This is a genomic window from Yersinia hibernica, assembly GCF_004124235.1.
Lineage (GTDB): Bacteria > Pseudomonadota > Gammaproteobacteria > Enterobacterales > Enterobacteriaceae > Yersinia > Yersinia hibernica.
In genome coordinates this window covers 3884680-3906844 of sequence record NZ_CP032487.1, presented here as the reverse complement: position 1 = coordinate 3906844, position 22165 = coordinate 3884680, and the positions used below count along the sequence as shown (strand labels likewise).

Below are 22165 nucleotides of genomic sequence, written 5' to 3'. Positions count from 1 at the left end.
CGTTATGGATAACCGGTTACGGCTTTTGGATGGTCAGTCCGACTATGTACTGGAAATTAACGACAGCATAGTGAAACCGGATGTACTGCGCTTTCGTGGGCGCGAGGCATTAAGTACGCCTTTCACTTGGGATATTGAGTTTACCGTTCCGGCGATGAATATTCCGCCAGAGCATGTCCTGATGAAATATGCCACTTTGCGGATGCGCAGCGGCAAAGTGGTTTACGGGGTGCTCACGCAACTGGAATGGCTGTCCAGCTCGGTTGATCAGTCGCACTATCGTGTCATCCTTGAGTCCCGCCTGGCGTTACTTTCTCATAGCCAAAGCAGTGGGGTTTTCCTGAACCAGTCAGTGCCTGAAGTCGTGGAGTGGGTACTTCGTAAACATGGGTTAGAAGGGCCAGAGTTTGATTTTCGCCTTGAACGTACTTATCCACCGCGAGAGTTGATAACTCAGTGGCGGGAAACGGATTTGCAGTTTATCCAGCGGCTGCTGTCTGAGGTAGGTATTTGGTTCCGCTCTGAAATGCAGTTGGCAACGGAGCAGGAAATGCTGATATTTGCCGACAGCCAGTTACATTACCAGTTTGATGTGCGTCTTCCTTATAGTGAACCTTCTGGCCTTGACGACGGTGCTGTGGAGTCTGTTTGGAACGTCCGCAGTTGGCATCATGTTGTCACCCAGGATGTCAGCATCCGTGACTACAACTACCGTTTAGCGACCACGCCACTGGATGCCACTGTCTGCGTGCGTAACGATGCGGTAACCACAGGTGAACATTATCACTATAGCGCCCCTTATTTGACGGCAGGTGATGATGCAGACCCTGAACCGGAAACAGAAAGCGGGGCATTTTATGCCCGGCTTCATCACGAGCGAGAACTGAATAGGTCGGCCCGTATTCATCTGTTCAGTAATGCGTCCACCCTGACACCGGGTATGGTGTTGGAGCCGCAAGGGAGTGTGATTGAAGCAATGACAGAAGGCGTGGTTATCACACTCGCCACCTTCAGCGCCGCCCGCGATTCACGCCTGCATGTCTCGGTGTGGGGCATCCCGTACAGTGAGCGTTACTGTTTTCGCCCGCCGAAAATAGCGCGGCCAGAAATCCACGGCACACTCCCAGCAAGAATTGAGAGTCGCGAGAAGAATGACCTCTATGCCTGGCTTGATGACACCGGCCGTTACCGAGTGAAACTGGATGTTGACCGTAACAGCACGGAGCTGGGGTATGCTTATCTGTGGCTGCGTCTGGCGAAACCATATGCTGGTGATACTTATGGTTGGCATACCCCGCTGATTGATGGCACTGAGGTGGCCGTCGCTTTCAGCCAAGGTGATATTGACCTGCCATATATCGCCTATGCACTGCATGATTCTGAATATCCGGATCACGTTAATCGTGATAATCACACCCGCAATATCCTCCGAACGCCCGCGAACTCAAAGTTACGGATGGAAGACCAGCGGGGTGAAGAGCATATCAAGCTCGCCACCGAATTTGGTAAAACTCAGCTGAATACTGGCCATTTAGTCGATGCTCAAGGGGCCGCACGCGGAACCGGTGCCGAATTGCGCACTGATGAATATGGGGCAATACGCGCCGCTAAGGGATTGTTTGTCAGTGCTGACGAGCAGCAGAAAGCCACCGGAAAAGTACTGGATATGGATGTGGCGCTGAAAGAAATCGACCATCTTCAGCAGCAGATTGAACAACTGAAAGCCGCCGCTGGGCAGGCCGAGGCGCTAAAGGCTGATATTGACAGCCAGAGGGCGATGTTTGCGCAGCGGCTGCAACCGCTCAATGAAGTTATTCATTTCTCGGCCCCATTGGGCGTGGCTTTCGCCAGTGGTGAAAATATGCAGCTAAGTGCCAGTGACAACATGGTGATAAATGCCGGAGGCGACATCAGTGCTGGGGTGATGGGCAATATGACGGTGCTGACCGGCGACAAACTGGGGCTGTTTGCCCGTAGTGGGCAGTTAAGCCTGAAATCGGGCGAAGGCCCGGTCGAGATGCAGGCGCAGAACAGCAATATGCGGTTATTTGCCGAGAAGAAACTCACTCTCACCTCTGCTGCTGACATCTCATTAGCGGGTAAAAAACGTATTACTCTCAACGGCGGTGGCAGTTATCTGAAAATAGAGCCAGGGAAAATAGAGTACGGCACGACGAGCCAATATGTGCGGAAAGTGAAAAGGTCGGCGATGACGGCGGAAAATACAAAACAGCTTGAAATTCCATTTATGCCTGGTGCAACTGATAGTTATAAACGGAGCTTTATTCTATTAGACGATAGAACTCTTCAGCCAATTGATGGAGTCAGCTATGTATTAAAATCACCTTCAGGAACCATAACAAAAGGGGTCACAGGTGAGAGCGGACTTACGGGTTTTTTAAGTCATACCGAAGAGTCTGAAATTGTTCTAACTATCTTAGAACAAAATTCTTTAGTAATAGGATAATATCTATGGGTGATTTAAACGTTACATCTAAACTAACAGATGAGAAAGACAGCAAACAAACCATCCCCATTAAGGTTTTCAAAATCACAGATATTCCAACAGTAATGGATCGTATGGGGTGGACTATTTCAGCAAGGTTTATGAGAAAGTGGTTCTATGATTCTTATTATGAAATGAATAAAAAGGAAAAATTGAACAAGGTTGACATGCAAAAAATAGATAAGAAACATATAATTGACGATATTAAATTTGAATGGTTATACACTGCATCACAAAGAGTTGGGCCAGTTATCGATAATTTCATACGAAATATATCATATGTACGTGAATATAATGGTTATCTGGGAAGAAAAGAAGGGATGATGGATCAATTAACAAATGGATTAATCGCTATTATTGGCCGTTTGGATCATATGGGGCTTGTGGATAGAAAAGATAAAACATTAAAAACACAATTTCTGGATTTTAGTGATTTGTCAGCTATAGAGTTAGATAAAAAATCTCAATTTAACTATGTTTCCATAGGAAGTACCTTGTGGGAAAAGGCTACCGATAAACTAGATGATATTTATGGCGCACTAGGTTCATTCATCGTAAAGGTTGCTTTTATGAATATGATAATAGCGACGGATAAAAATGGCTTCTTCCGATTAGAAATAAGAGAGCTAGGGTTATATGTGAGAGATACATACGAATTTATGAATGATGGTGACGATCAACCGTTAGGTTATTGGGGGTGGGGCGGAGTCATAAAACCAAGTATTGTGAGCGAGTTTCTAGAAAGAGAGAGCATAAAAGATGATGGTGAAAATTATTATCGGGTAACAAATAACTCCTTCGTTAAATACAGAGAAAAATATAAATCTAGCGATAGGACTGGGGATTTTTTCGTTTACTCAGAAGTCAAAAAAATACCTGTGGATATTATTATTCATTTAAATTCTGTTGATATAGAAGAATATATTTCAAGGAGTAAATGAAATGCGTAAAAAAATTAGAAATACGATATTTTTTCTTTTGTCTTTGATTTTTTTAATGATGGCAACCTTATTTGTAATTAAAGTGTTGGCATATAAAAACGCCACGCCAAGTGATAAATATTGGAATAAAAATAATTTATGCTACTTTATAACTTATGTTCCTAACTATAAACCTTACGGTGGGGTGGGGCGAGTGCTAAAGTTATTTTCAAATCAATCATTTTTCGTTGTCTATAATAAAGAAAATGAGAAGATAAGAAGTTCTGCTTGGTATTTTTGGGAGTATCAATTCTCAGATAAAATTGAACCAGAATGGTCTGGTATTGATGTTTTATATCCTTCAGATGATGGTTGGTCTGGCTGGACTCTTCATGAATGTAAATAGTCGATTAAATAATAATATCAGATAGCAGAATATCCGTACTTGTCAGTTTTCTTATTCATAATGTCTGTGATCTATTATCTTAATTGTGACACGTAAAAATGCTGGTGTACTATTTGTTTTACGCGGTGGAGAGGCAGACTCACTTAAAGTACTGACGGCTCAGGTACTCTACGATCAGTATAAATATCAATGGTTCGAGCCTCTAGCCGATAACTATCGTGAATTGCTGTATGTAAATCAAGAAGATTATGTGAAGGATGCATACAAAGTATATTCGTGGAAGGATATTGCTAATTTTTCACTAGTCAACAGGGCATTGCTTTCTTATCTAAATAATGGTTCTGGCGATTGGAAGAACGCATTTGATGGAGGAGATAAATATTTACTGTCATTGATCGACAACCTTCCATACTGGTCTGATGCTATAGGTCAAATACCTTTTTCTGTAGGTACATATAGGACATTCCATACAATAACAGCTACAGTAGAGACAGGTATGGCATGGGCCACTGGAGTACCATGGGACGCATTAATGCAAAAAAACAGATTCCACTAATGAATATGATAATTTTTTTGTTCTGAGAGGGGCTCTTTATGCGAGCAAGAAATTTTCATATATCACTAAAGCTACTGGTAAAACCTATCCATCTGTAGAAATTACGGAAGTATCAGTAGTAGTAAATGCGTCACTTCTGGGAGAAAGCATATCAAAAGAGGAGTTGGACCAATATGGTGTTTGGAATAAAAAATAAGTTTCTTTTAAAGTTAATGATTTTTTTATATCAATGGTCATTATGATTGGTAGTTACACCTTTGGCTCGGCCTTGTATATGAGTATGTTTGGTGTTACTTCCCACAGAAGTGTTGGAATGATATTTATATCTTTCTATTTTTTATTGATTGCATCCCCTGTTTTATTTGTAACTTTGTTCGTGGAGTTTAGAATTGGCCTTGCAATTTTATTTTTTGGAATATGTTATTTGTTTTTTGAATGGTACTCATTGCATCCACTCAGGGTCATATTGATGGCGGGGAGTGTAGTAAATGGATATGTTTTTATTTTTTCGACTAGAAAATATGGGGTGTGGGAAAAATAAAAAACTGTGTATTCAAGAGTATCATAGAATTGATGGGGTGTTTTTTTGTGATGTTAAGTATTGCTATTAAAAATAAAATCAATAATAAGAAAGACAGTTGGTAATACAGAATCATATTAAGTAGAAGTGATGCTCAGCATTAGTTTGGTTAAATAGAATGTTTGTAACTAAAACTAAAAGCATTAAGTTATACTCCACCGTTGCTCCGTTAAGAGTTAAGCCAAGGTGGTGGCTAAGTTTATTTCTTATGTCAGATTTGCTGGCTATTTATATTTATGACTTTTGTTTTTGTGATTAAGTGTTATTTCACTGAAAGTGATGGTAGCGATAAGTTTTTCTATGAATTAAGTCAGCGATTATTTTTTTTTTTGCACTGACATGTTATCAATGTAATATATATTCAGCTAGGTAGATATATGAAACAAAGCTCCCCCTCTTTATATGAAGTTCTTACCAACAACTTTGCTGATGAGTTACCACTCGGCGATGTCAATGAAGAGGACCAAATATTTCTCTCAGTGCTAGATAATATCCAACGTATCTTGAATTCCCGAGCCGGAGCTATTTCACATCTACCAGATTTTGGGTTGCCTGATATGACTAAGATATTGCAAGGTATGCCCGGTTCGGCGCATCAACTGATAGATACCCTCTCTAATGTATTATTGAAATACGAGCCACGACTGAAAAGTTTGCAGGTGTTGCTGTTGCCGCAGACCGCCCCCGGCCATCTGGAATATGCCATTGATGCTGAACTGAAAGATCGTGGATTGGTGCGTTACGGCACGGTATTTATGCCGGAAGGGCGGGTATTGGTTCGTCATCTTAAACAACAGGAACACCTATGACTGTCATGATGCCTGCTGGGCGTACTGTCAAAACCGGAGGCGACCCTCGCCACTTGGCTGAATTTAGCGCCTTACGTGACGAGATAGGCAAGTTACATCATCCTGCTCGGCCAGATGTTAATTGGGGGCGAGTAGAGCATTTGTGTCTGGCGCTGTTCCGCCAAAATGGGGTTGAGTTGCAGACCACGGTTGATTTTACTCTGGCCCGGACTCATCTTGCTGGGCTGGCCGGGTTGTGTGAAGGGCTGGAACTGCTGGCGGGATTAGTCTCTCATCAATGGACCGGATTGTGGCCACCGCAAACCCATGCCCGGATTGAGTTATTGGCATGGTTGAGTGACCGGCTGCAACAAGTCTGGCGCACCATGACTCCGTGCTACGGTGATTTGGCGCTGATTTACCGGGCAGAACGTGCTCTGGAACAGTTGTGTACTCAGTTGCAAATGCTGGAGCTGAAACATCTGAGTAAGTTGGACGGCGTGCGCCTGATGTTGCATAACGCAGCACTGCGTTTGGAAAGTGCCGAGGCGGCCTCTGATGCCTCCGCCCAATTAAGCATACCCGCGCGGCATGCCGCTATACCAGACCCAGAATCTCAACCCGAACCTGTATTCCCACCGGTGGCAGCCAGTGAGCCACTGGTTTATATCGTCAGTGAACCTGCCATCCCACGAGTTCAGGTCGCTTTACCGGCACCTACAGCCCCGCGCTGGAGTGCTAAGCACGGTTTTGTCGCTGGCTTATTACTGATGGCGGTGCTGGTAGCCGGCGGATTCTTTATCTGGCAATCGGTATCAGCCAATCCGTTACAGGAGGCATTGCTGGCCAGTACCGCACCTTTACCTGTTTCTCTGTCTGCCAAATCAATAGATGAGTTGAAAAAACACACTTCGGGCACCGCATTGGCGGCTTTAGCTGAGCCGGTGTTGCAGGGCACCGGTTCGCAGCTCGAGCAATTAACCCTATTGCCACCATTGTGGGCACAGGCGCAAGGCGATGCGCTGTTGTCGCAGGCACAACAACTTTGGCCAACCAATCAGGAGGCCCAGCGATTGGCCTCTCTCTGGCAACAACAGCGAGCAGCCGCAGCCGCCCCTGTGGCTGAGTTGGGCCAATTCGCACTGGCACAAGAACGTTTACGGCAGCTGGCAGAACGTCTGAATGGATTGGATGAGAAGAAAGGGCGGTATATGACCGTCTCTGAACTTAAATCGGTGGTTTTTGCCATCCAACAGCCGCTGGAAAAGACCCTTCCGCTGGAGGAGCTATTGCGGCAATATCAGGCGCAATCACAGCCAGGGCAAACCCCGCCTTCGGCACTGCGTCAGCAGATAGACAGCCGGTTTACGCAGTTATTAAACCGATATGCACTGCTGGTCGCATCCTCTGATGCGCAGTAAACTTTTGTTATCTGTCTACTGGAATCGAATCAAGGACTCGGGGATTTTCAATCCCTGTGTCGGGCAGTTCTGGAAATATCTTAACCCAGGCATTGTTGCATGCAATCAATGAATGTTTTCATCGCTGGGGTAACCGTTCGGCCGGCATGGTGGGCGCAAAGCGCCGTAATCGACAGTGATGTGGAGGAGAAGGGCAGCTCTTTCAGTTCACCTGATTCCAATTCCCGCAACACACTGAAACGCGGCAGAAATGAGATACCGAGATTGCTGGCCACGCATCTTTTTATGCTCTCAATGCTCCAAAGTTCAATTGTATTTTCTAATGTTATCTTTCTTTCTCGCAGCGTGGATTCGAATATTTGCCTGAATACACACTGAGGCTCATTGATAATGAAACTTACCGGAATATGCTGATCAAACTTAGTAAAATCAAATCCTTGAAGCTGCGGTGACGCCACTAGCACCAGTTCCTGCTGCCCGAAATATTCCATCTGTAGCGCATCATCATGCCCCACGCGGTAAAAAACGCCCAAGTCGGTATTGTCGGTAAGGAGCGAGTCTCTAATTGCATAACAGTTAACTGACTGTAGCGACAGGCGAACTTTCGGCGCATTTATCCTGAACAATCTGAGAACATCCGGCATTTTATATGCCAGTAATGTTTCCCCGACCATCACCCGCAGGTCACCAGCCACATCCTCCTCACTGGCGGAAATCTGGCGAATTCCCTCCAATACGCGAGTCAATTCTCTTACTCTCGGTAGCAACAATTTTCCGGCTGGTGTGAGCACCATTCTGCGGCCCACTTTTTCAAAAATCGGGTATGACAGTTGCTGTTCTAGCTGTTGAATCTGAAAAGTGACCGTTGATTGGGTGCAGCAAAGTTTGCGGGCGGCTTGAGCAAAAGATCCTTCTTCAACAACCGTTTTAAAGGTGATGAAACGACGTAGATCCATAAAGCCTCCTCACACATAAAACATCGAAATATTGAAACTGTGCCATTCAAAATATTCGCTTTTTTGAATGTATATGGGCGGCTAATATGCTCCGGGAACAAGGAGAATACAAGTGACACCAACAATTATCAGTGGTTTTTTGACCTATACATTAATTACCGCGCTGACCCCAGGACCTAACAATATCCTGGCGCTTAGTTCAGTAAATCAGCATGGTTTTCGTCGTAGCCTTCGTGTGCTGGCAGGCATGAGTGCAGGTTTCCTGGTGCTTATGCTGGCTTGCGGTATGTTTACCTATACTTTGATCAGTGTGCTGCCGTCAGTCACCCGGTGGCTGGTGTGGATAGGAGCGGCGTATATCTTCTGGCTTGCATGGCGAATTGCCACCAGCTCACCGGCCACTTCAGGTGGTACTGGGAGGCCCCTCAGCTTTTGGGTCAGCTTCTGGCTGCAGTTTGCCAACGTAAAGATTATTCTTTACGGCATTACCGCGCTGTCTGCATTCGTTTTGCCCTATACGCAGGATATTTTCTGGGTAACTGCCGTTAGCATTCTGCTCGCGGTCATTGGCTGCGTAGGGAATCTGGTCTGGGCACTGGCTGGCCATCTGTTCCAATCACTGTTTCGCAGACATGGTCGATGGGTTAATCGGATACTGGCTCTATTGCTAATTTATTGCGCTGTCAGGATGTTTTTCTAACGAATTCTGAATGGTACAGAACCCTTTTGGCTGCACAGGGCTGCAGTAGTAGCCCTGACCATTGGCTTTTACTTTTTATTCGCAGCTAAATAGAAATATTCTTTCATAACCGGTGCATAGCCACGAGGAATCCAGATACTTCCGAGTCGCTAGTGATTATCGTGTCTCGTGGTAAACCGCCTCAATATTGTACCCGTCAGGATCAAGGATAAATGCGGCATAATATCCGTGGTGATACTGAGGCCGGTATCCCGGTACGCCATTATCTTTTCCGCCGGCTTGGAGGGCGATAGAGTGGAATGCGTCCACTTCCTCTTTATTTTTTGCGCTGAAGGCAAGGTGCATCCGGGGCGTGCAGGGGGTGCCCTGTGTTATCCAGAACGCACCTCCCGGATCTGACCCTTCATCGGGCCTGGCAGGACCAAAACCGACGGCTTTATCTGGGATTTCAAGCCGGGCAATATGGCCAAGGCTTGCCAGAACACGGCTGTAAAACAGTTTGCTGTCTTCAAGATTGGTGACGTGAAATCCGGTGTGATCAATCATGGTGATACTCCTGTCAGCCAAGAAGAGTATTCAGTAAAGCATCCAATCACCGGATGATGTTTGATTTGGCATAAGAACCGGTGATTTAATCCACCTCGATGTTCGCGATGATATAGCGCCGGTTGTTAGGTTTAACTGGAAGCAGAATAATACTTTTATCTGTTGGCCGCCGAAAAAAGCAGCCAACAGTTGCTAATTTACCAACACATATGCCAGAACTAATTTACCAGAATGCGCTTAATTCTTAACACATGATACATACTCCAAATAGGCACCATCACTTACTTTGTATGCAGTACCGTCGCCGTTAACGATATTTACCATATATCTATAGCCCGGCATTGCCGAAGGCTGGGTATCACTCCAATACGCGGTATTGACATCACCAGCAGCCCAACTGGCTGGCCTCTGCCATTCAGACCACAACGAACCAATTCCACGTATACCTTCACCTTTAGTCAATTGACCCCGTGAAGGTATTACCATTCCGGCGGACGAACAGAAAGCCTGGGCATCAGAAAACTTTTTATATGCTGCCGCCACCATAAACCAACTGGTTACCTTAAACTCATAGCGATAGGCGTTTACATTATCTCTTGCTGTTATTTTGACCGATTTATTGCGAATGTTACTATCTATTAATGTAACATTGCCTTCATTATCAACATTCATAGCCGTGGTTTCATTTGATGCCCAAGTATAGTTTGTGTTCGATGCTATATTCCCAGTTGCGTTTATTTGGAATTTGGCATTTGCATATCCGGTCGTTGGGAACCCTTCATTAAAGCTAAAATTTTGACTACCTGGGGCGATGACACTACTGACTTGGCGTAATGTTAAGAAATTAACAGGCAATGAGTCATTTTCTGCGCGTTCTGAAATAGTGGCAGTTATGGTAGCTGTGCCACCTATCGAACCGCTTTTAGATACTGAAGCGAATATCTCTCCACTGGAGTTAGTCATACCAGTAGACGGCGTGAGTGTAATGTCGGATGAAGCGGTAAAGTCAACTTTGACATTGGCAACTCTGTTGCCTTCTGAGTCTAAAACAGTAGCTTTGACCTCATTGGTCTCTTCCCCTGAAATTGCATTATCCTTGGTCGTTTCTATCCTAATATTAAGAACTTGGGTAAAATAAACCCCTTTTGTTTGGCTGACACCATTCACGGTAGCGGTCACCGAGGTGGTCCCCGCAGTCATATTGGTCACTGTGGCGGTGGCTATCCCGTCGGCCCCAGTGGTGCCAATAACGGTGGTCGCTGTTGCCCCATTGTTCGCAGTGAAACTCACGGTCTGACCCGGTAGTAGGTTATTGCCAGCATCGGTCACAATGGCTTTGACCTCATTGGTCTCGGTGCCATCGGCGATAGCGTTATCTCGCACGACAGTTAGGTTGGCTGCGGTAATTTGCGCGGTGTTATTGTCCGGGCCAAAAGTGGTGTCCACGCTCTGACTTATGCCATTCACGGTAGCGGTCACCGAGGTGGTCCCCGCAGTCATATTAGTCACTATGGCGGTGGCTATCCCGTCGGCCCCAGTGGTGCCAATAACGGTGGTCGCTGTTGCCCCATTGTTCGCAGTGAAACTCACGGTCTGACCCGGTAGTAGGTTATTGCCAGCATCGGTCACAATGGCTTTGACCTCATTGGTCTCGGTGCCATCGGCGATAGCGTTATCTCGCACGACAGTTAGGTTGGCTGCGGTAATTTGCGCGGTGTTATTGTCCGGGCCAAAAGTGGTGTCCACGCTCTGACTTATGCCATTCACGGTAGCGGTCACCGAGGTGGTCCCCGCAGTCATATTGGTCACTGTGGCGGTGGCTATCCCATCGGCCCCAGTGGTGCCAATGACGGTGACCACTGCCGCGCCATTGTCGGCCGCAAAACTCACGCTATGGCCCGGTAGTAGGTTATTGCCAGCATCGGTCACAATGGCTTTGACCTCATTGGTCTCGGTGCCATCGGCGATAGCGTTATCTCGCACGACAGTTAGGTTGGCTGCTGAAATTTGCGCGGTGTTATTGTCCGGGCCAAAAGTGGTGTCCACGTTCTGACTTATGCCATTCACGGTAGCGGTCACCGAGGTGGTCCCCGCAGTCATATTGGTCACTGTGGCGGTGGCTATCCCATCGGCCCCAGTGGTGCCAATGACGGTGACCACTGCCGCGCCATTGTCGGCCGCAAAACTCACGCTATGGCCCGGTAGTAGGTTATTGCCAGCATCGGTCACAATGGCTTTTGTACGCGGGCGGTGCCGAACTGACTGAGCCATTGTTGTGCCTGACTGTTGAATTCATTGTTGGCAGCAGAGCGCACCATTTGCTCACCGGACTTGGCAATATGGCCACTGGCTAATGCTGCGGCACCGATTTGAGCATGACCGGCCAGCTTATTTTCCAGAGAAATATCTGTGTTGATATTTTTTTGATTATCAATGGAGAACGGGGAGACTTTGCGGGGCACATCAATTTCATCCCCGGCGGTTAATGCCATAAAAGGTTTGGCGAAGGTGCGGTATATATTGATTTTTTTCAGTTCATCAACAGAGATACCGTACTTTTTAGCCACAGTATTCACATTTTCGCCGACGCCGAGAATATAAGATTCAGTGGGGCTGTTGATAGCGGCAGCCTTGGATGTCGCCGCGGCGGCAATAGTAGGCGTGAAGGATAAACTTAAAGGAAGCAGTAACTGGAATAGAATATTGACCCAAGCAATAACCTTGAGCGTTCGCGGCTGTGCGCATGGGGCTGCTAATTTGCCTCCCGAGGGTATTTTGAATGATTTTGTCCAATAGAATTTATGCATTAATGGTGTCCGATTAAGTGAAATAAATATTTGAACCAGAACTGTATTAAGGCGTCTTTATATTTTAAGAGTCATAGACGTAGCGCACCCTTGAGGTGTTCTTAGCTACTTTTTTCGTGTATTTTCTCGTTTTATACTTGGCGCCATCTATTGCCGATGCCGACACTAATACAACAGGGCAAATATTAGCCCCGTTAAACCAATCAAAACGAGTAAAATGGCTAAAACCAGTTGAACTCTGGTACCAGCCTTAATATCAGTATATTTTTTGCATAAAACATACCTTTGCACGTTCGTTCGCCTCTATTCATTAATTTCGCTCATTGTTATCGAAATTTATCGATTTCAAAACAAATAGAGTCTTAATAAAATTTAAATAAAAAATAAATAAAAAAGAATTGCTCTTAAAGGTGGTTTTTTCACATTCAGGAGTCATCAGGTAACATGTTGTTTTTTTTGCGATGTTACCTGCCCATACCGTTAATCCGAAAAGCCTTCAATATTATTGCTCAGTGTGTCCGCTGGTATCTGGAACTTTGTCGCATTAGTAACATGAAATTAGCAAAAGTTGCGCTGTAGGCTATTTAAGCCGCCAACAAATAGGATTGTTATGCGGGGGCAATCCTTCACTTAGCGGGTGTTGATATTGCCCTTTTCGTGTCGTGTGAACCCATTCGATGTCGGCTAGGAGCCGTCTGGACTCGTCGAAATGATTTGAATCCTAGATCGGTCGCATCCGACGTTTAATATTCCGGTGGTCTTGCTCCAGAAAGTAGCACGTCGTTGGCGTGAGCTCGCCTGCGTAGCAGCCGCAGTACTTTTCCCGTGCATTTTCTCGTTTTATACTCTGCTCCATGTGTGGCGGTCATATAAGCTGATCAGGGGTCTAGCGTTTTTCCAGAACAAGCCGTTCTGATTTATGCGACTTTTGGGTATCTTGATGAGGGCGTTGATAGCTTGCGGGATATTTGGGAGCAAAAGTTGTTGTAGAGTTAGGGGAAGGGCTGATTAACTCTTGCTTATTTGACGTTAATGGAAACTTTATGTAACCGTAAAATATAAAAGCCCACTTGATTTAACAAGTGAGCTAATTGATTGCTAATTACTTTTTCAATCGACGTGGCGAAATGACGACCGTATCGTATTCCTACCCAATCACCCGCTTGTTAAGACTGATGTTCAGTCACTGTAACAAACCAGCTTAAATAGTGGTGCCCGGACTCGGAATCGAACCAAGGACACGGGGATTTTCAATCCCTGTGTCAAATTGTTGGTTTTTCTGACGTTTTGTGATTTAAATGTAAATTCGCATCCTGAGAAGATTATCAGGTGCCTAAATGCATGTAATTCCAGTAATTTCTACCAAGGGTGGGGAAGGTAAATCCACTCAGGCCGCCAACCTTGCCGGCTTTCTTGCCGATGCAGGGCTAAAAGTGCTTCTTATCGATGGAGACTATGCTCAGCCGACGGCCAGCAGTATTTTTTCCCTTACCTACGAAGCCCCCAAAGGTTTGTATGAGTTGCTCATGCAGACTGCTGATCTAAACCAGCCCTCCAGTATTATCTCCAACAGTATTATCGAGGGGTTGGATATTATTGTATCCAACGATCCCCATGCCCAACTTCCTACCGCCATGCTGCATGCCCCTGACGGTCGTTTACGCTTACGCAATGTTCTGCAACATCCCCTTTTCCAGTCTTATGACGTCATCATCGTTGATTCTCAGGGCGCTCGTTCCATCATGCTTGAACTGATTGTTCTTGCGGCAACGCGGACGGCCATCGGTGTTGTTAAACCCGTACTGCCTGATGTCAGGGAATTCATCCGTGGCACCATCAATATGATGGAAAATCTGCTGCCTTTTTCTGCACTTGGCCTGAAACTCCCCGAAATCCGTATCCTGATTAACTGCATGAAGTACACCCGTCTGGCTCGTGAGACTTACCAGCAGTTGGAAGAGATTATCAACGATGGCAGGTACAGCGCTCACAGCGAGCAAATCAGCGTGTCGTTGCTCCGCACCTTTATCTATGACTTGGAAATTTATGTCGAAGGGCATGCTGCGGGTCAGCCTGCTCATCGGCTGGAAAAGAAAACAGGGCGTGTCAGTGATTCAGCATTTTCTACCATGCGACAACTGGCCTGCGAACTCTTTCCTGAGTGGAGAGACCGCTTTGATTCTTTGGCAGAAAAAGGGGAAGAAAAATGATGCTCCCCGCTCGTATGAATATAAATTCGGTGGTGATGTTTCGAACATTACTTATCAAGTTAATGAATATACGCCTGCTGTCTGCATCTTCAGATCAGAGCAGCCAAACTCGGTGGTCTGAAATCGTGCAGCCAGTTAAAGAGAGTGTACTCCCAGCAACTGTCCGTCTGGCACCCTTTTTTGCCCAATCCTCGGAGGTGTTTCATGATTGATTCAAATATGGAACCCCTGCGTGGGCTAGTGTCCGTTGAGGCTGAACAGAGTGTGTTGGGTGCTTTAATGCTCGATAACGATCGCTGGGATGATGTTGTTCTTATCCTTTCTGCTGAGGATTTTTTCAGCAAGGGGCATCAAATCTATTTCCGCGGAATGAAACGTCTCATTGATGCTGGCAAACCTATTGACCTTATCACGCTGACGGAGTCCCTTGGGCAACAGAACCAGCTTGAGCTGATTGGCGGGTTTGGCTATGCCGCCACGCTCAGTAAAAACACACCCAGTGCGGCCAATATTGTGGCGTACAGTGAAATTGTGGCGAAGTACAGCCGTGCACGTCAGCTCGCTGCGCTAGGCAGTGACCTGACCCGTGAGGTTTCTGCCCCGCGCGCGGATATCTCTGCGCTTCTGGAACTGGCTGAAAAACGCATCATTGATATCGCTGAAAAAGCAGAGCCTGAAAAAGGCACTTCGGTGATTGAGGGGATGGAGCGTCTTATCAGTGAGCTGGAGATACGCAATCAATCCCCGAACGGAATAACGGGCACGCCGACCGGTTTTAATGACCTCGATACCCGCACCTGCGGGCTGCAGGCCAGTGATTTAGTGTTGCTGGCCGGTCGTCCGTCGATGGGCAAAACGGCGCTGGCGATGGGCATGGTCACCGGCGCACTTGAACAGCAAAAAGACAGTATTGTTCAAGTGTACAGCCTTGAACAACCGACTGAACAACTGCTGATGCGCATGCTCTCCTGTCTGGGGAACGTGGAACTACAGCGTCTCAAGAGTGGACTTCTCCACGATGAAGATTGGGCACGCATCAGTGGTGCTGCCGGCCTCATTATGAATGAATGGCGCGACCGGCTGGTGATTGATGACAGCAGCTACCTGACGCCAACGATGTTGCGCATACGGGTACGTCGAAGCGCCCGTAAGTACGGTAAGCCTTCGCTGATTATGGTGGATTATTTACAACTGATGCGCTGTCCTGACCAGGAGAACCGGACGCAGGAGATTGCTGAGATTTCTCGTTCGCTGAAGGCGCTGGCCAAGGAAATGAAATGTCCGGTTCTGGCTCTTTCACAGCTTAATCGTTCTCTGGAATCCCGTGCCGATAAACGGCCCAATAACGGTGATCTGCGCGACTCCGGGGCACTGGAGCAGGATGCGGACGTCATCATGTTTGTTTACCGTGATGAGGTGTATAACCCGGATACGGAAGACAAAGGTCTTGCTGAGGTCATCATCGGCAAACAACGTCAGGGGCCCATTGGCTCGGTAAGATTGCGCTTTGACAACCGCTTTACCCGTTTTGAGTCTCTTCAGGCTCCTGCTATTCAGGGGGGAGGGTACTGATGAGCAAATACAACAAAGTGAATCTTTCCGATGCCATGCTACAGCGGGGGAAATCACCCTCGCAGGTTAGTGGAAGTCACGTTTCACCGCGGGTTCCTCCGGTCAGTGAAATGGCGATGGTGCTCACGTTAGATCAGTTGCGTCCAAACCCCGACAATCCGCGTACATCCCGTAACCCCCGCTATGATGCCATCAAAGCCTCAATCTGTGCGCGCGGGCTGGACTCTATCCCTAAGGTGACCCGAGATCCGGATGGTGAGGACGTGTATATCTTCAGCGACGGAGGTAATACCCGCTATCAGATCCTGTGCGAATTATGGCAGGAAACTGGAGAGGATCGTTTTTATCGATTTCAGACCATTGTTAAGCCGTGGCCGGGCCGCCTGCAGTGCGTAATTGGTCATCTGGCCGAAAACGAAGTACGTGGCGACCTGACCTATATTGAAAAGGCCTTTGGTATCCATAAAGCGCGCACTATTTGGGAAGAGGAGTTAGGGAAAAGTGTCACCTTGCGTGAACTGTCGGATTTACTCAATCAGCAGGGCTACCCGATACATTTTTCTGGTATTAGCCGGATGGAGGATACTTTAACCTATTTATATCCCTTTATGCCGATCCTGCTTGAATCGGGATTAAGTCGCTCTCAAGTTACACCTTTACTGTCTTTACGCTCAATGTCTGAGAAGACATGGAAAATATTCTCACCTGATGTATCTGCTGCCTGTGATTTCGATGAGGTTTTTTCTGATACATGTTGTGTATTCAATAACCCCGATTCGTATTCTTTAGAGATGTTCCGTGATGAGCTTATCGGTGAACTGCTCAAGGCCTTACCGCACCCCGCTCTGAATTATGACCGCTGGTTGATTGAACTGGACCCCAAAGAACTGCAGCGTCGGGAGATGTTTGGTGACCCGCCTAAGCCGCCTGTCGTCCATGTATCGCAGGCGTCACCGTCAGGCAAAGCGCTCACCCAGTTTTCCCCTCAGCCTGATGGGACAGTGCACCTCACCGGTCTGCGTTCCGGTACCCTGACCGGCGTGGGCACCCAACCTGAGCCGTCTCCAGATAACAAGGCTGAGTTGCGGGTCCCGACATTACCTTCCTCCATACAGGTCCTGATGGATGGCGATCAGCAACGTCTCACTGACAGAACCGAAACCCAGCCAGATCTCTATGGTGGCCCCGCCGTTATCCGCGAGCAGACTGAAGCCCCGCAAGGCTTTCGTTCGGACAGCCTGCTTTCCGCATTATCTGAACCTTCTGACGATACCGACCGCTCTGTGTCCTCCGTGGTCTTTGCGGCAACGGGGCTGGAGCCGGTCAATGATATCTGGCACATCCCAGCATTACAGGACGATATCGAGCATCTGCAGGATATGGCTTACCGGCTGGCGTTTGAACTGGCCGAGGGCATGGGTTGTGAAGACAACATTTATGAAGATAAGACAGAACGCGCGGCGGGCTACAGCGTCCCTGCGCACAGCGGCAATGAATTTGTGCTATTTCTGGCAGGTATGACAGGAAGTATTCCGAATCAACCTTTCAATATGTTTATGTTCTGTCTCAACTTTTTCGGAACACCAGCCATCAGTGACCAGCCCGTTTTTGACGATCTGCATGTGGTCAAGGTGATGCGGCTTATCCGCGTGTTACGTCGTTTGCGTGAGCTTCAGCGCGATGTAGTGAAAGGAGGTGCCCATGACCTTTGATCTCAATGATGAAATGGCCCAGGCCGTGACAGAACAGCAGCTCAGGGCCCGCCTGAGTCAAATCCTCGATGTCGTGCGTACTGATAAGCCGTCACAACACTACTGCGAGGAGTGCGGAGCCACCATCCCGGAGGCCCGGCGGCAGGCCGTTCGCGGTGTCCGATTTTGTGTCGGCTGTCAGGAAGTCCGAGAATACCATCAGCATACCGGAAGCGGGAGGGGCTATGACCATCAGTGACAATAAGAAGCTGCTGCGTCGTATCCGCAAGCTGATGGCACTGGGCACCCGTAACAACAATGCGTATGAGGCCGCCCGTGCGGTGCGCCTTGCCCAGATCCTGATGCAGCGACATAACCTTTCGCAAGATGACGTCGAGATTTCCGCCGTTCATGAACAGGTGAGTTATCAGGTATTTACCGATGCCTATAGTATTCCGGGGTGGCTGAATGCTCTGGCCGCCGTCGTATGTATGGCAACGGGATGTCGTTGCTGGTTCAGTTGGTACCACACCGTCAACCGCGCAGGTCAACCGCGTCCGCGACGCTCATTGCATTTTTATGGATTGAATGAGCGTCCCGAGGTGGCATTGTACGTCTTTACCGTTTTATCCCGCCAGCTCAGAGACGCCACCGAGTTTCATATGCGCACCGCCTATCGGCTTAAGCGACTCAAGTTGCAGACAAAACGTCACCGGGCGGACCAGTTCCGTGAGGGATGGGTGGTGGGGGTATGGAACGTGCTTGAGTCGTTTGCGCCTTCAGAGAGGGAGTCGGGTGTTCTGCGGAGCTGGCTGATACAACGATGTGCAGACCAGGAACTGTCAGACGTTAACGTCCGTGTGGCAAGAGGGTGTCGCGGGGATGCCAAAGCCCGTATGTCCGGGTGGTTAGCCGGGCAACGTGCAGAGATCAATCAGGGGATTAACGGTCAGCCCTCAAAGGCGCATGCCTTGTTGCTCCCGATATCCGGAGGGAATGGTGATGAGTAATGTGCTGATTTTACTGGTGTGCTCTGCCAGCTGGATAACGGATTTTTGGTTACTTGCGGATTTGGGGATTAACGGGGGGTTACTGTGAGCCAGAACTTATCTCAGGCAACAAACGCAATTTTGACACATCTTCTTATGGAACTGAAATCCGGCAATATCCGCCGTTGCGAATCGCTGGGCATGACGATTGAAGAAGTGCGTCAGCTGAGTCAGTTGACCGTTGACGATCTGCATTACCTGATGCAAAGCAGCGTATCCGTTCTTAATCTGAGCATTAATCACGATAACTTCTGGATCATCGTCCAGCAGTCGCGGACTGAGCAGAAGCGGATGCAGCGTATTGACCGGGCACTGGCTCTTGGTGGCTCTATTGAGCTGATGCAAACCTATTTTGGCCTGAGTGCCGCAGAGGTCAGTGCCCGCCGACGCCTGAACGGTATCGATACGGCGCGGGGGCGGACTCAGGCACCGGATGAGGAGGCGGATGCCGGCATTTGGACGCAGTGGGACTCATCGGGGCTCATCTCACCGGACTCCCACGATGCGCTGGATGTGATGATGCTTGCCGCTGAGCTGCATGATGTCTCCTTAACCGCCGTCTGGACGCGCGTCACCACCTGGTGTCGGGAACGCGAACGCAAGGGCCATAAACGGGAGACCGTATGATTGAACTGGTGGATTACTGTCCCCGGCAACATGTCACTCCCGCCGTTCGGCGTAAGGCGCGATGCCTGGTTGACGCTCTTAAGAACGGCAAAAAGGTGTGCAAGCGTCTGGATGAAAGTGGTTATCTCAAGATGGATATCGGTCCTTTCTGGCGGATGCTCAGTAAAGACGGCGGCCATCACTGGTTCCTGATGAATCATCAGACGTACAACCGTGAAATCAGGAAATAGTGGCGCGGGCGTTGTCGAACGCAGCAGCACGATAAGCAGCATCACAGGGACGGGGCCTTCTGGGCCCCGAAGTACTGTCACAGACAGGCTTAAAGAGGACGCGAGATGGGATTACCACCGGACAGCATCGTAGCATTTACGCTGTCACGCATGCAGAACAACCTTGCCAGCCGAACGGCAGAGAACGATGTTACCCGTGAACGCAGCGGCCTGCTTTTTCTGGGCAACGTTCATGATGCCTTTCCTCGTCAGTTGTTTATGGATACCCGCCTGTCGCCGCTGGATAAAACGGCGTGGGTGATGATCCGTCTCTATGCGCAGCAAAACGACGGGGCGGTTTTTCCTACCTATGACGAATTGCAACTGCAGCTTGCTTCCCCCCATGCAGAAAAGGCCTCCCGGGAGACCATCAGCCGGGTACTTCTTATGCTGCGGATAACCGGCTGGCTGAGCTTGTGTAAGCGGGTCAGGGATGAGCGTGGTCGGGTCAGAGGGAACATTTACGCCCAACATGATGAACCGCTCAGTTGCCGCGATGCAGAAACCTTTGACCCAGGTTGGCTTGATCTCGTGGCATCGGGCTGTCAGCACCGGAACAAGGCTGTCCGCATGACGGCACTGGCCGTTCTGGCTGACATTCGCAATGATCCGACAATGCGTCACCGCCATTCCCGTCTGGCGATGATTGAAAGCCGCCTTGGTTCGGCATCAACACCGCAACAGATGGCCAGTTTGCGCCGCGCTTATCAACCGGGTTCGGTTCCCGAACTCAGTATAAAAAGTGCAGAAAACGGTCATGAAAACCCAAGTTCGAAAACCGAACTCAGTGATAGAAAGGGGCCGTCTACCCCAGGTTCGGATACCGAACTCAGTCTACAATCAGTCACTTACGCCGGAGTTCGGAAATCGAACTGTAACGTACGTATTTCTACACAGGGTATTATTAAAAAAACGTACGTACCGGATGAGAACGGTGGTAAGGGGCCATCAGTGCCGGAATTACCCGGATCGCTGACAAGCAAAATCTCTGCTGACGATGCGGTGATGCTGACCACACAACTGGCCGCCTTACCAGAAGCACAGTCCTCGGCGGTATTGGGCATGCTGAAAAACCAGCTGAGCCGCGGGCAGTTGACCAACCCTATTGGCTGGATGCTGAAAATGCTCAAGCTGGCCCGTGATGGACAACTGGTGATCCCCGAGGGTTCCACGGTTTCGCCACCTGTCAGACGGACAGCTACCGCATTGATGCCCATGCCAGAGGTGCCACATCCTGTAGAACGGGCTTCTCCAGCACGTGTTTCAAGTGTTATCGCTGATATTCGAAACTCGATGCTTCGAGGTACTGTAGCGGCTAAAAAGTAGTCTTGTTGCGGGGCGCAACAAGATTAAAAAACGACCATGCCCAGTAGGGTGCGATTTGCTGAGTGACTGTCAGCAGAATGAGTTGATTAAAAAACAACCTTGTTGCGGGGCGCAACAAGATTAAAAAACGACCATACCCAGTAGGGTGCGATTTGCTGAGTGACTGTCAGCAGAATGAGTTGATTAAAAAACAACCTTGTTGCGGGGCGCAACAAGATTAAAAAACGACCAAGCCCAGTAAGGTACGATTTGCTGAAGTGACTGTCATCAGAGGATTGATTAAAAAACGACCAAACCCAGTAGGGTGCGATTTGCTGAAGTGACTGTCAGTAGAACGATTTGATTAAAAAACAACCTCGTTGCGGGGCTCGACAAGATTAAAAAATAACCAAACAGGGTTTATTCCCAAAACGGATGAAGAGTTTTACGTTGTTGGAGACCTGACATTTTCAGGACTATCAGAGCCTTCTTAACTGATGAGACGGTGACAACGATGGCAGATAGCACTGAAAAGAGAACGGGTGCATTGCACTCAGAGTTAAAAATTGAGCTCCACAGCCACTATGCCATTGGCCTATGGCAAGGCCGGCGGGCTGAGAAGGGAGATGAGGGCAATAAAGGTAAACCCGCCATTATGGGAATGCCGCGTTTCCTCAGCCTGGCCTCCCGGATCAACCAGGATTCACTGAAAAATAATCCTTGGGCGGATGCCGCGATGCTTGCACTGGAAGATAAAATCAGTGAGGCCAGTCATATTATGTCCAATCTAATTAATAGTCTGGATAAGGACATGCAGTTACTTCCTCTTGGAGTGACGTTTACGGAAGCGGGGGTGGTCGCGCCGCTGGATATTAAGGTCTATAGCAATACTCCCCTGGGCTATCGCTGTGTGTATTTATTAATCGGTTTTGACCAGTTTTCAAAGAAAGTGCTTCAGGCATCGCACTATGGGCTGGTATCTCGCACGAAACGTGATCAGTTGCTCAGTGAAGGCGGACGATTGCTTCGCCAGATATATGGCAGTGTAGTTCCTTATCGTTCATTGCCGGTTTCCCGACAAGATGCTGCTGAGAATAACGAGGTGTGGCATCAGGCCGTTTCAGCGCTGGGTGAGCCGGATATTGGCGTGCTGCTGGGCAATCGCCGTTCAGCGTTCTCCCCGCCAGTTCATGAAGCCAGTGTTAATCTCCTGCGGATCCGTTATGGGGCTGGCAATAACGGCACGGTACGATAAA

The 22165-nt window shown here is 48.2% G+C and carries 20 protein-coding genes and 1 pseudogene; 16 read left to right on the top strand and 5 right to left on the bottom strand.

Annotated elements, in window-relative coordinates; genetic code table 11:
• The first annotated feature begins 4 nt into the window (after positions 1–4).
• From D5F51_RS18400 to D5F51_RS18370, 6 genes are all read left to right on the top strand, one after another.
• Positions 5–2467, top strand: coding sequence for a type VI secretion system Vgr family protein (locus D5F51_RS18400; protein ID WP_129198333.1), 2463 nt, complete (start codon positions 5–7; stop codon positions 2465–2467).
• A gap of 5 nt (positions 2468–2472) precedes the next feature.
• Entirely contained in the window at positions 2473–3447 is a 975-nt protein-coding gene (locus D5F51_RS18395; RefSeq protein ID WP_129198331.1) for a DUF6402 family protein, read from the top strand.
• Position 3448: 1 nt separating this feature from the next.
• Positions 3449–3832 (top strand): hypothetical protein, encoded by a 384-nt coding sequence (locus D5F51_RS18390; protein WP_129198330.1) that lies wholly within the window; start codon positions 3449–3451, stop codon positions 3830–3832.
• A gap of 85 nt (positions 3833–3917) precedes the next feature.
• Positions 3918–4388, top strand: coding sequence for a hypothetical protein (locus D5F51_RS18385; protein WP_129198328.1), 471 nt, complete (start codon positions 3918–3920; stop codon positions 4386–4388).
• Between the two features lie 957 nt (positions 4389–5345).
• Entirely contained in the window at positions 5346–5777 is a 432-nt protein-coding gene (gene tssE / locus D5F51_RS18375; protein WP_129198324.1) for a type VI secretion system baseplate subunit TssE, read from the top strand.
• Positions 5778–5782: 5 nt separating this feature from the next.
• Entirely contained in the window at positions 5783–7177 is a 1395-nt protein-coding gene (locus tag D5F51_RS18370) for a VasL domain-containing protein (protein WP_129199469.1), read from the top strand.
• Positions 7178–7257: 80 nt separating this feature from the next.
• On the opposite strand, the gene D5F51_RS18365 is transcribed toward D5F51_RS18370, so the two are convergent.
• Positions 7258–8133, bottom strand: a complete 876-nt coding sequence (locus tag D5F51_RS18365) for a LysR family transcriptional regulator (protein ID WP_129198322.1) — start codon at positions 8131–8133, stop codon at positions 7258–7260.
• 112 nt (positions 8134–8245) lie between these two features.
• On the opposite strand from D5F51_RS18365, the gene eamB reads away from it, so the two are divergent.
• Complete coding sequence (eamB, locus tag D5F51_RS18360) at positions 8246–8833, top strand: cysteine/O-acetylserine transporter (RefSeq protein WP_129198319.1); 588 nt, start codon at positions 8246–8248, stop codon at positions 8831–8833.
• A 156-nt stretch (positions 8834–8989) separates the two neighbouring features.
• Here the strand turns inward: eamB and D5F51_RS18355 are convergent, their stop codons facing one another.
• The 4 genes and pseudogenes from D5F51_RS18355 to D5F51_RS22835 all read right to left on the bottom strand — a co-directional run.
• Entirely contained in the window at positions 8990–9379 is a 390-nt protein-coding gene (locus D5F51_RS18355; RefSeq protein ID WP_129198317.1) for a VOC family protein, read from the bottom strand.
• Between the two features lie 237 nt (positions 9380–9616).
• Positions 9617–11650, bottom strand: coding sequence for a beta strand repeat-containing protein (locus tag D5F51_RS18350; protein ID WP_129198315.1), 2034 nt, complete (start codon positions 11648–11650; stop codon positions 9617–9619).
• A complete protein-coding gene (locus D5F51_RS18345) occupies positions 11605–12186 on the bottom strand; it encodes an inverse autotransporter beta domain-containing protein (RefSeq protein WP_245994827.1) in 582 nt (193 codons plus the stop codon). The genes D5F51_RS18350 and D5F51_RS18345 overlap by 46 nt, the downstream gene beginning before the upstream one ends.
• Positions 12187–12770: 584 nt before the next feature.
• Positions 12771–12955: pseudogene (locus D5F51_RS22835) on the bottom strand (DDE-type integrase/transposase/recombinase); the annotation flags it as partial.
• Positions 12956–13523: 568 nt separating this feature from the next.
• Between D5F51_RS22835 and D5F51_RS18340 the strand changes: the two are divergent.
• The 9 genes from D5F51_RS18340 (at position 13524) to D5F51_RS18300 (ending at position 22164) form a co-directional block, all read left to right on the top strand.
• Positions 13524–14396: a ParA family protein gene (locus D5F51_RS18340; RefSeq protein WP_129198313.1), complete on the top strand. Its 873-nt coding sequence runs from the start codon at positions 13524–13526 to the stop codon at positions 14394–14396.
• Between the two features lie 204 nt (positions 14397–14600).
• Positions 14601–15968, top strand: a complete 1368-nt coding sequence (gene dnaB-PI / locus D5F51_RS18335; RefSeq protein ID WP_129198311.1) for an SPI-7-type island replicative DNA helicase — start codon at positions 14601–14603, stop codon at positions 15966–15968.
• A complete protein-coding gene (locus tag D5F51_RS18330) occupies positions 15968–17680 on the top strand; it encodes a ParB family protein (RefSeq protein ID WP_129198308.1) in 1713 nt (570 codons plus the stop codon). Before dnaB-PI ends, D5F51_RS18330 begins: the two co-directional genes overlap by 1 nt.
• On the top strand, positions 17670–17918 hold the full coding sequence (locus D5F51_RS18325) for a TraR/DksA C4-type zinc finger protein (protein ID WP_129198306.1): 249 nt from the start codon (positions 17670–17672) through the stop codon (positions 17916–17918). The genes D5F51_RS18330 and D5F51_RS18325 overlap by 11 nt, the downstream gene beginning before the upstream one ends.
• Positions 17905–18669: a DUF2786 domain-containing protein gene (locus D5F51_RS18320; RefSeq protein ID WP_342770226.1), complete on the top strand. Its 765-nt coding sequence runs from the start codon at positions 17905–17907 to the stop codon at positions 18667–18669. Before D5F51_RS18325 ends, D5F51_RS18320 begins: the two co-directional genes overlap by 14 nt.
• An 84-nt stretch (positions 18670–18753) precedes the next feature.
• Positions 18754–19335 carry a DUF2857 domain-containing protein gene (locus tag D5F51_RS18315; RefSeq protein WP_129198304.1) on the top strand — a complete coding sequence of 194 codons (582 nt, stop codon included), beginning with the start codon at positions 18754–18756 and terminating at the stop codon, positions 19333–19335.
• The gene (locus tag D5F51_RS18310; RefSeq protein WP_264189800.1) at positions 19332–19565 is read left to right on the top strand and encodes a ParE family toxin-like protein; all 234 of its coding nucleotides are present in this window, start codon (positions 19332–19334) and stop codon (positions 19563–19565) included. The genes D5F51_RS18315 and D5F51_RS18310 overlap by 4 nt, the downstream gene beginning before the upstream one ends.
• 105 nt (positions 19566–19670) lie before the next feature.
• Positions 19671–20930, top strand: coding sequence for an STY4528 family pathogenicity island replication protein (locus tag D5F51_RS18305; RefSeq protein WP_129198302.1), 1260 nt, complete (start codon positions 19671–19673; stop codon positions 20928–20930).
• Positions 20931–21423: 493 nt separating this feature from the next.
• Positions 21424–22164 (top strand): PFL_4669 family integrating conjugative element protein, encoded by a 741-nt coding sequence (locus D5F51_RS18300; protein ID WP_129198300.1) that lies wholly within the window; start codon positions 21424–21426, stop codon positions 22162–22164.
• Position 22165: the final 1 nt, after the last annotated feature.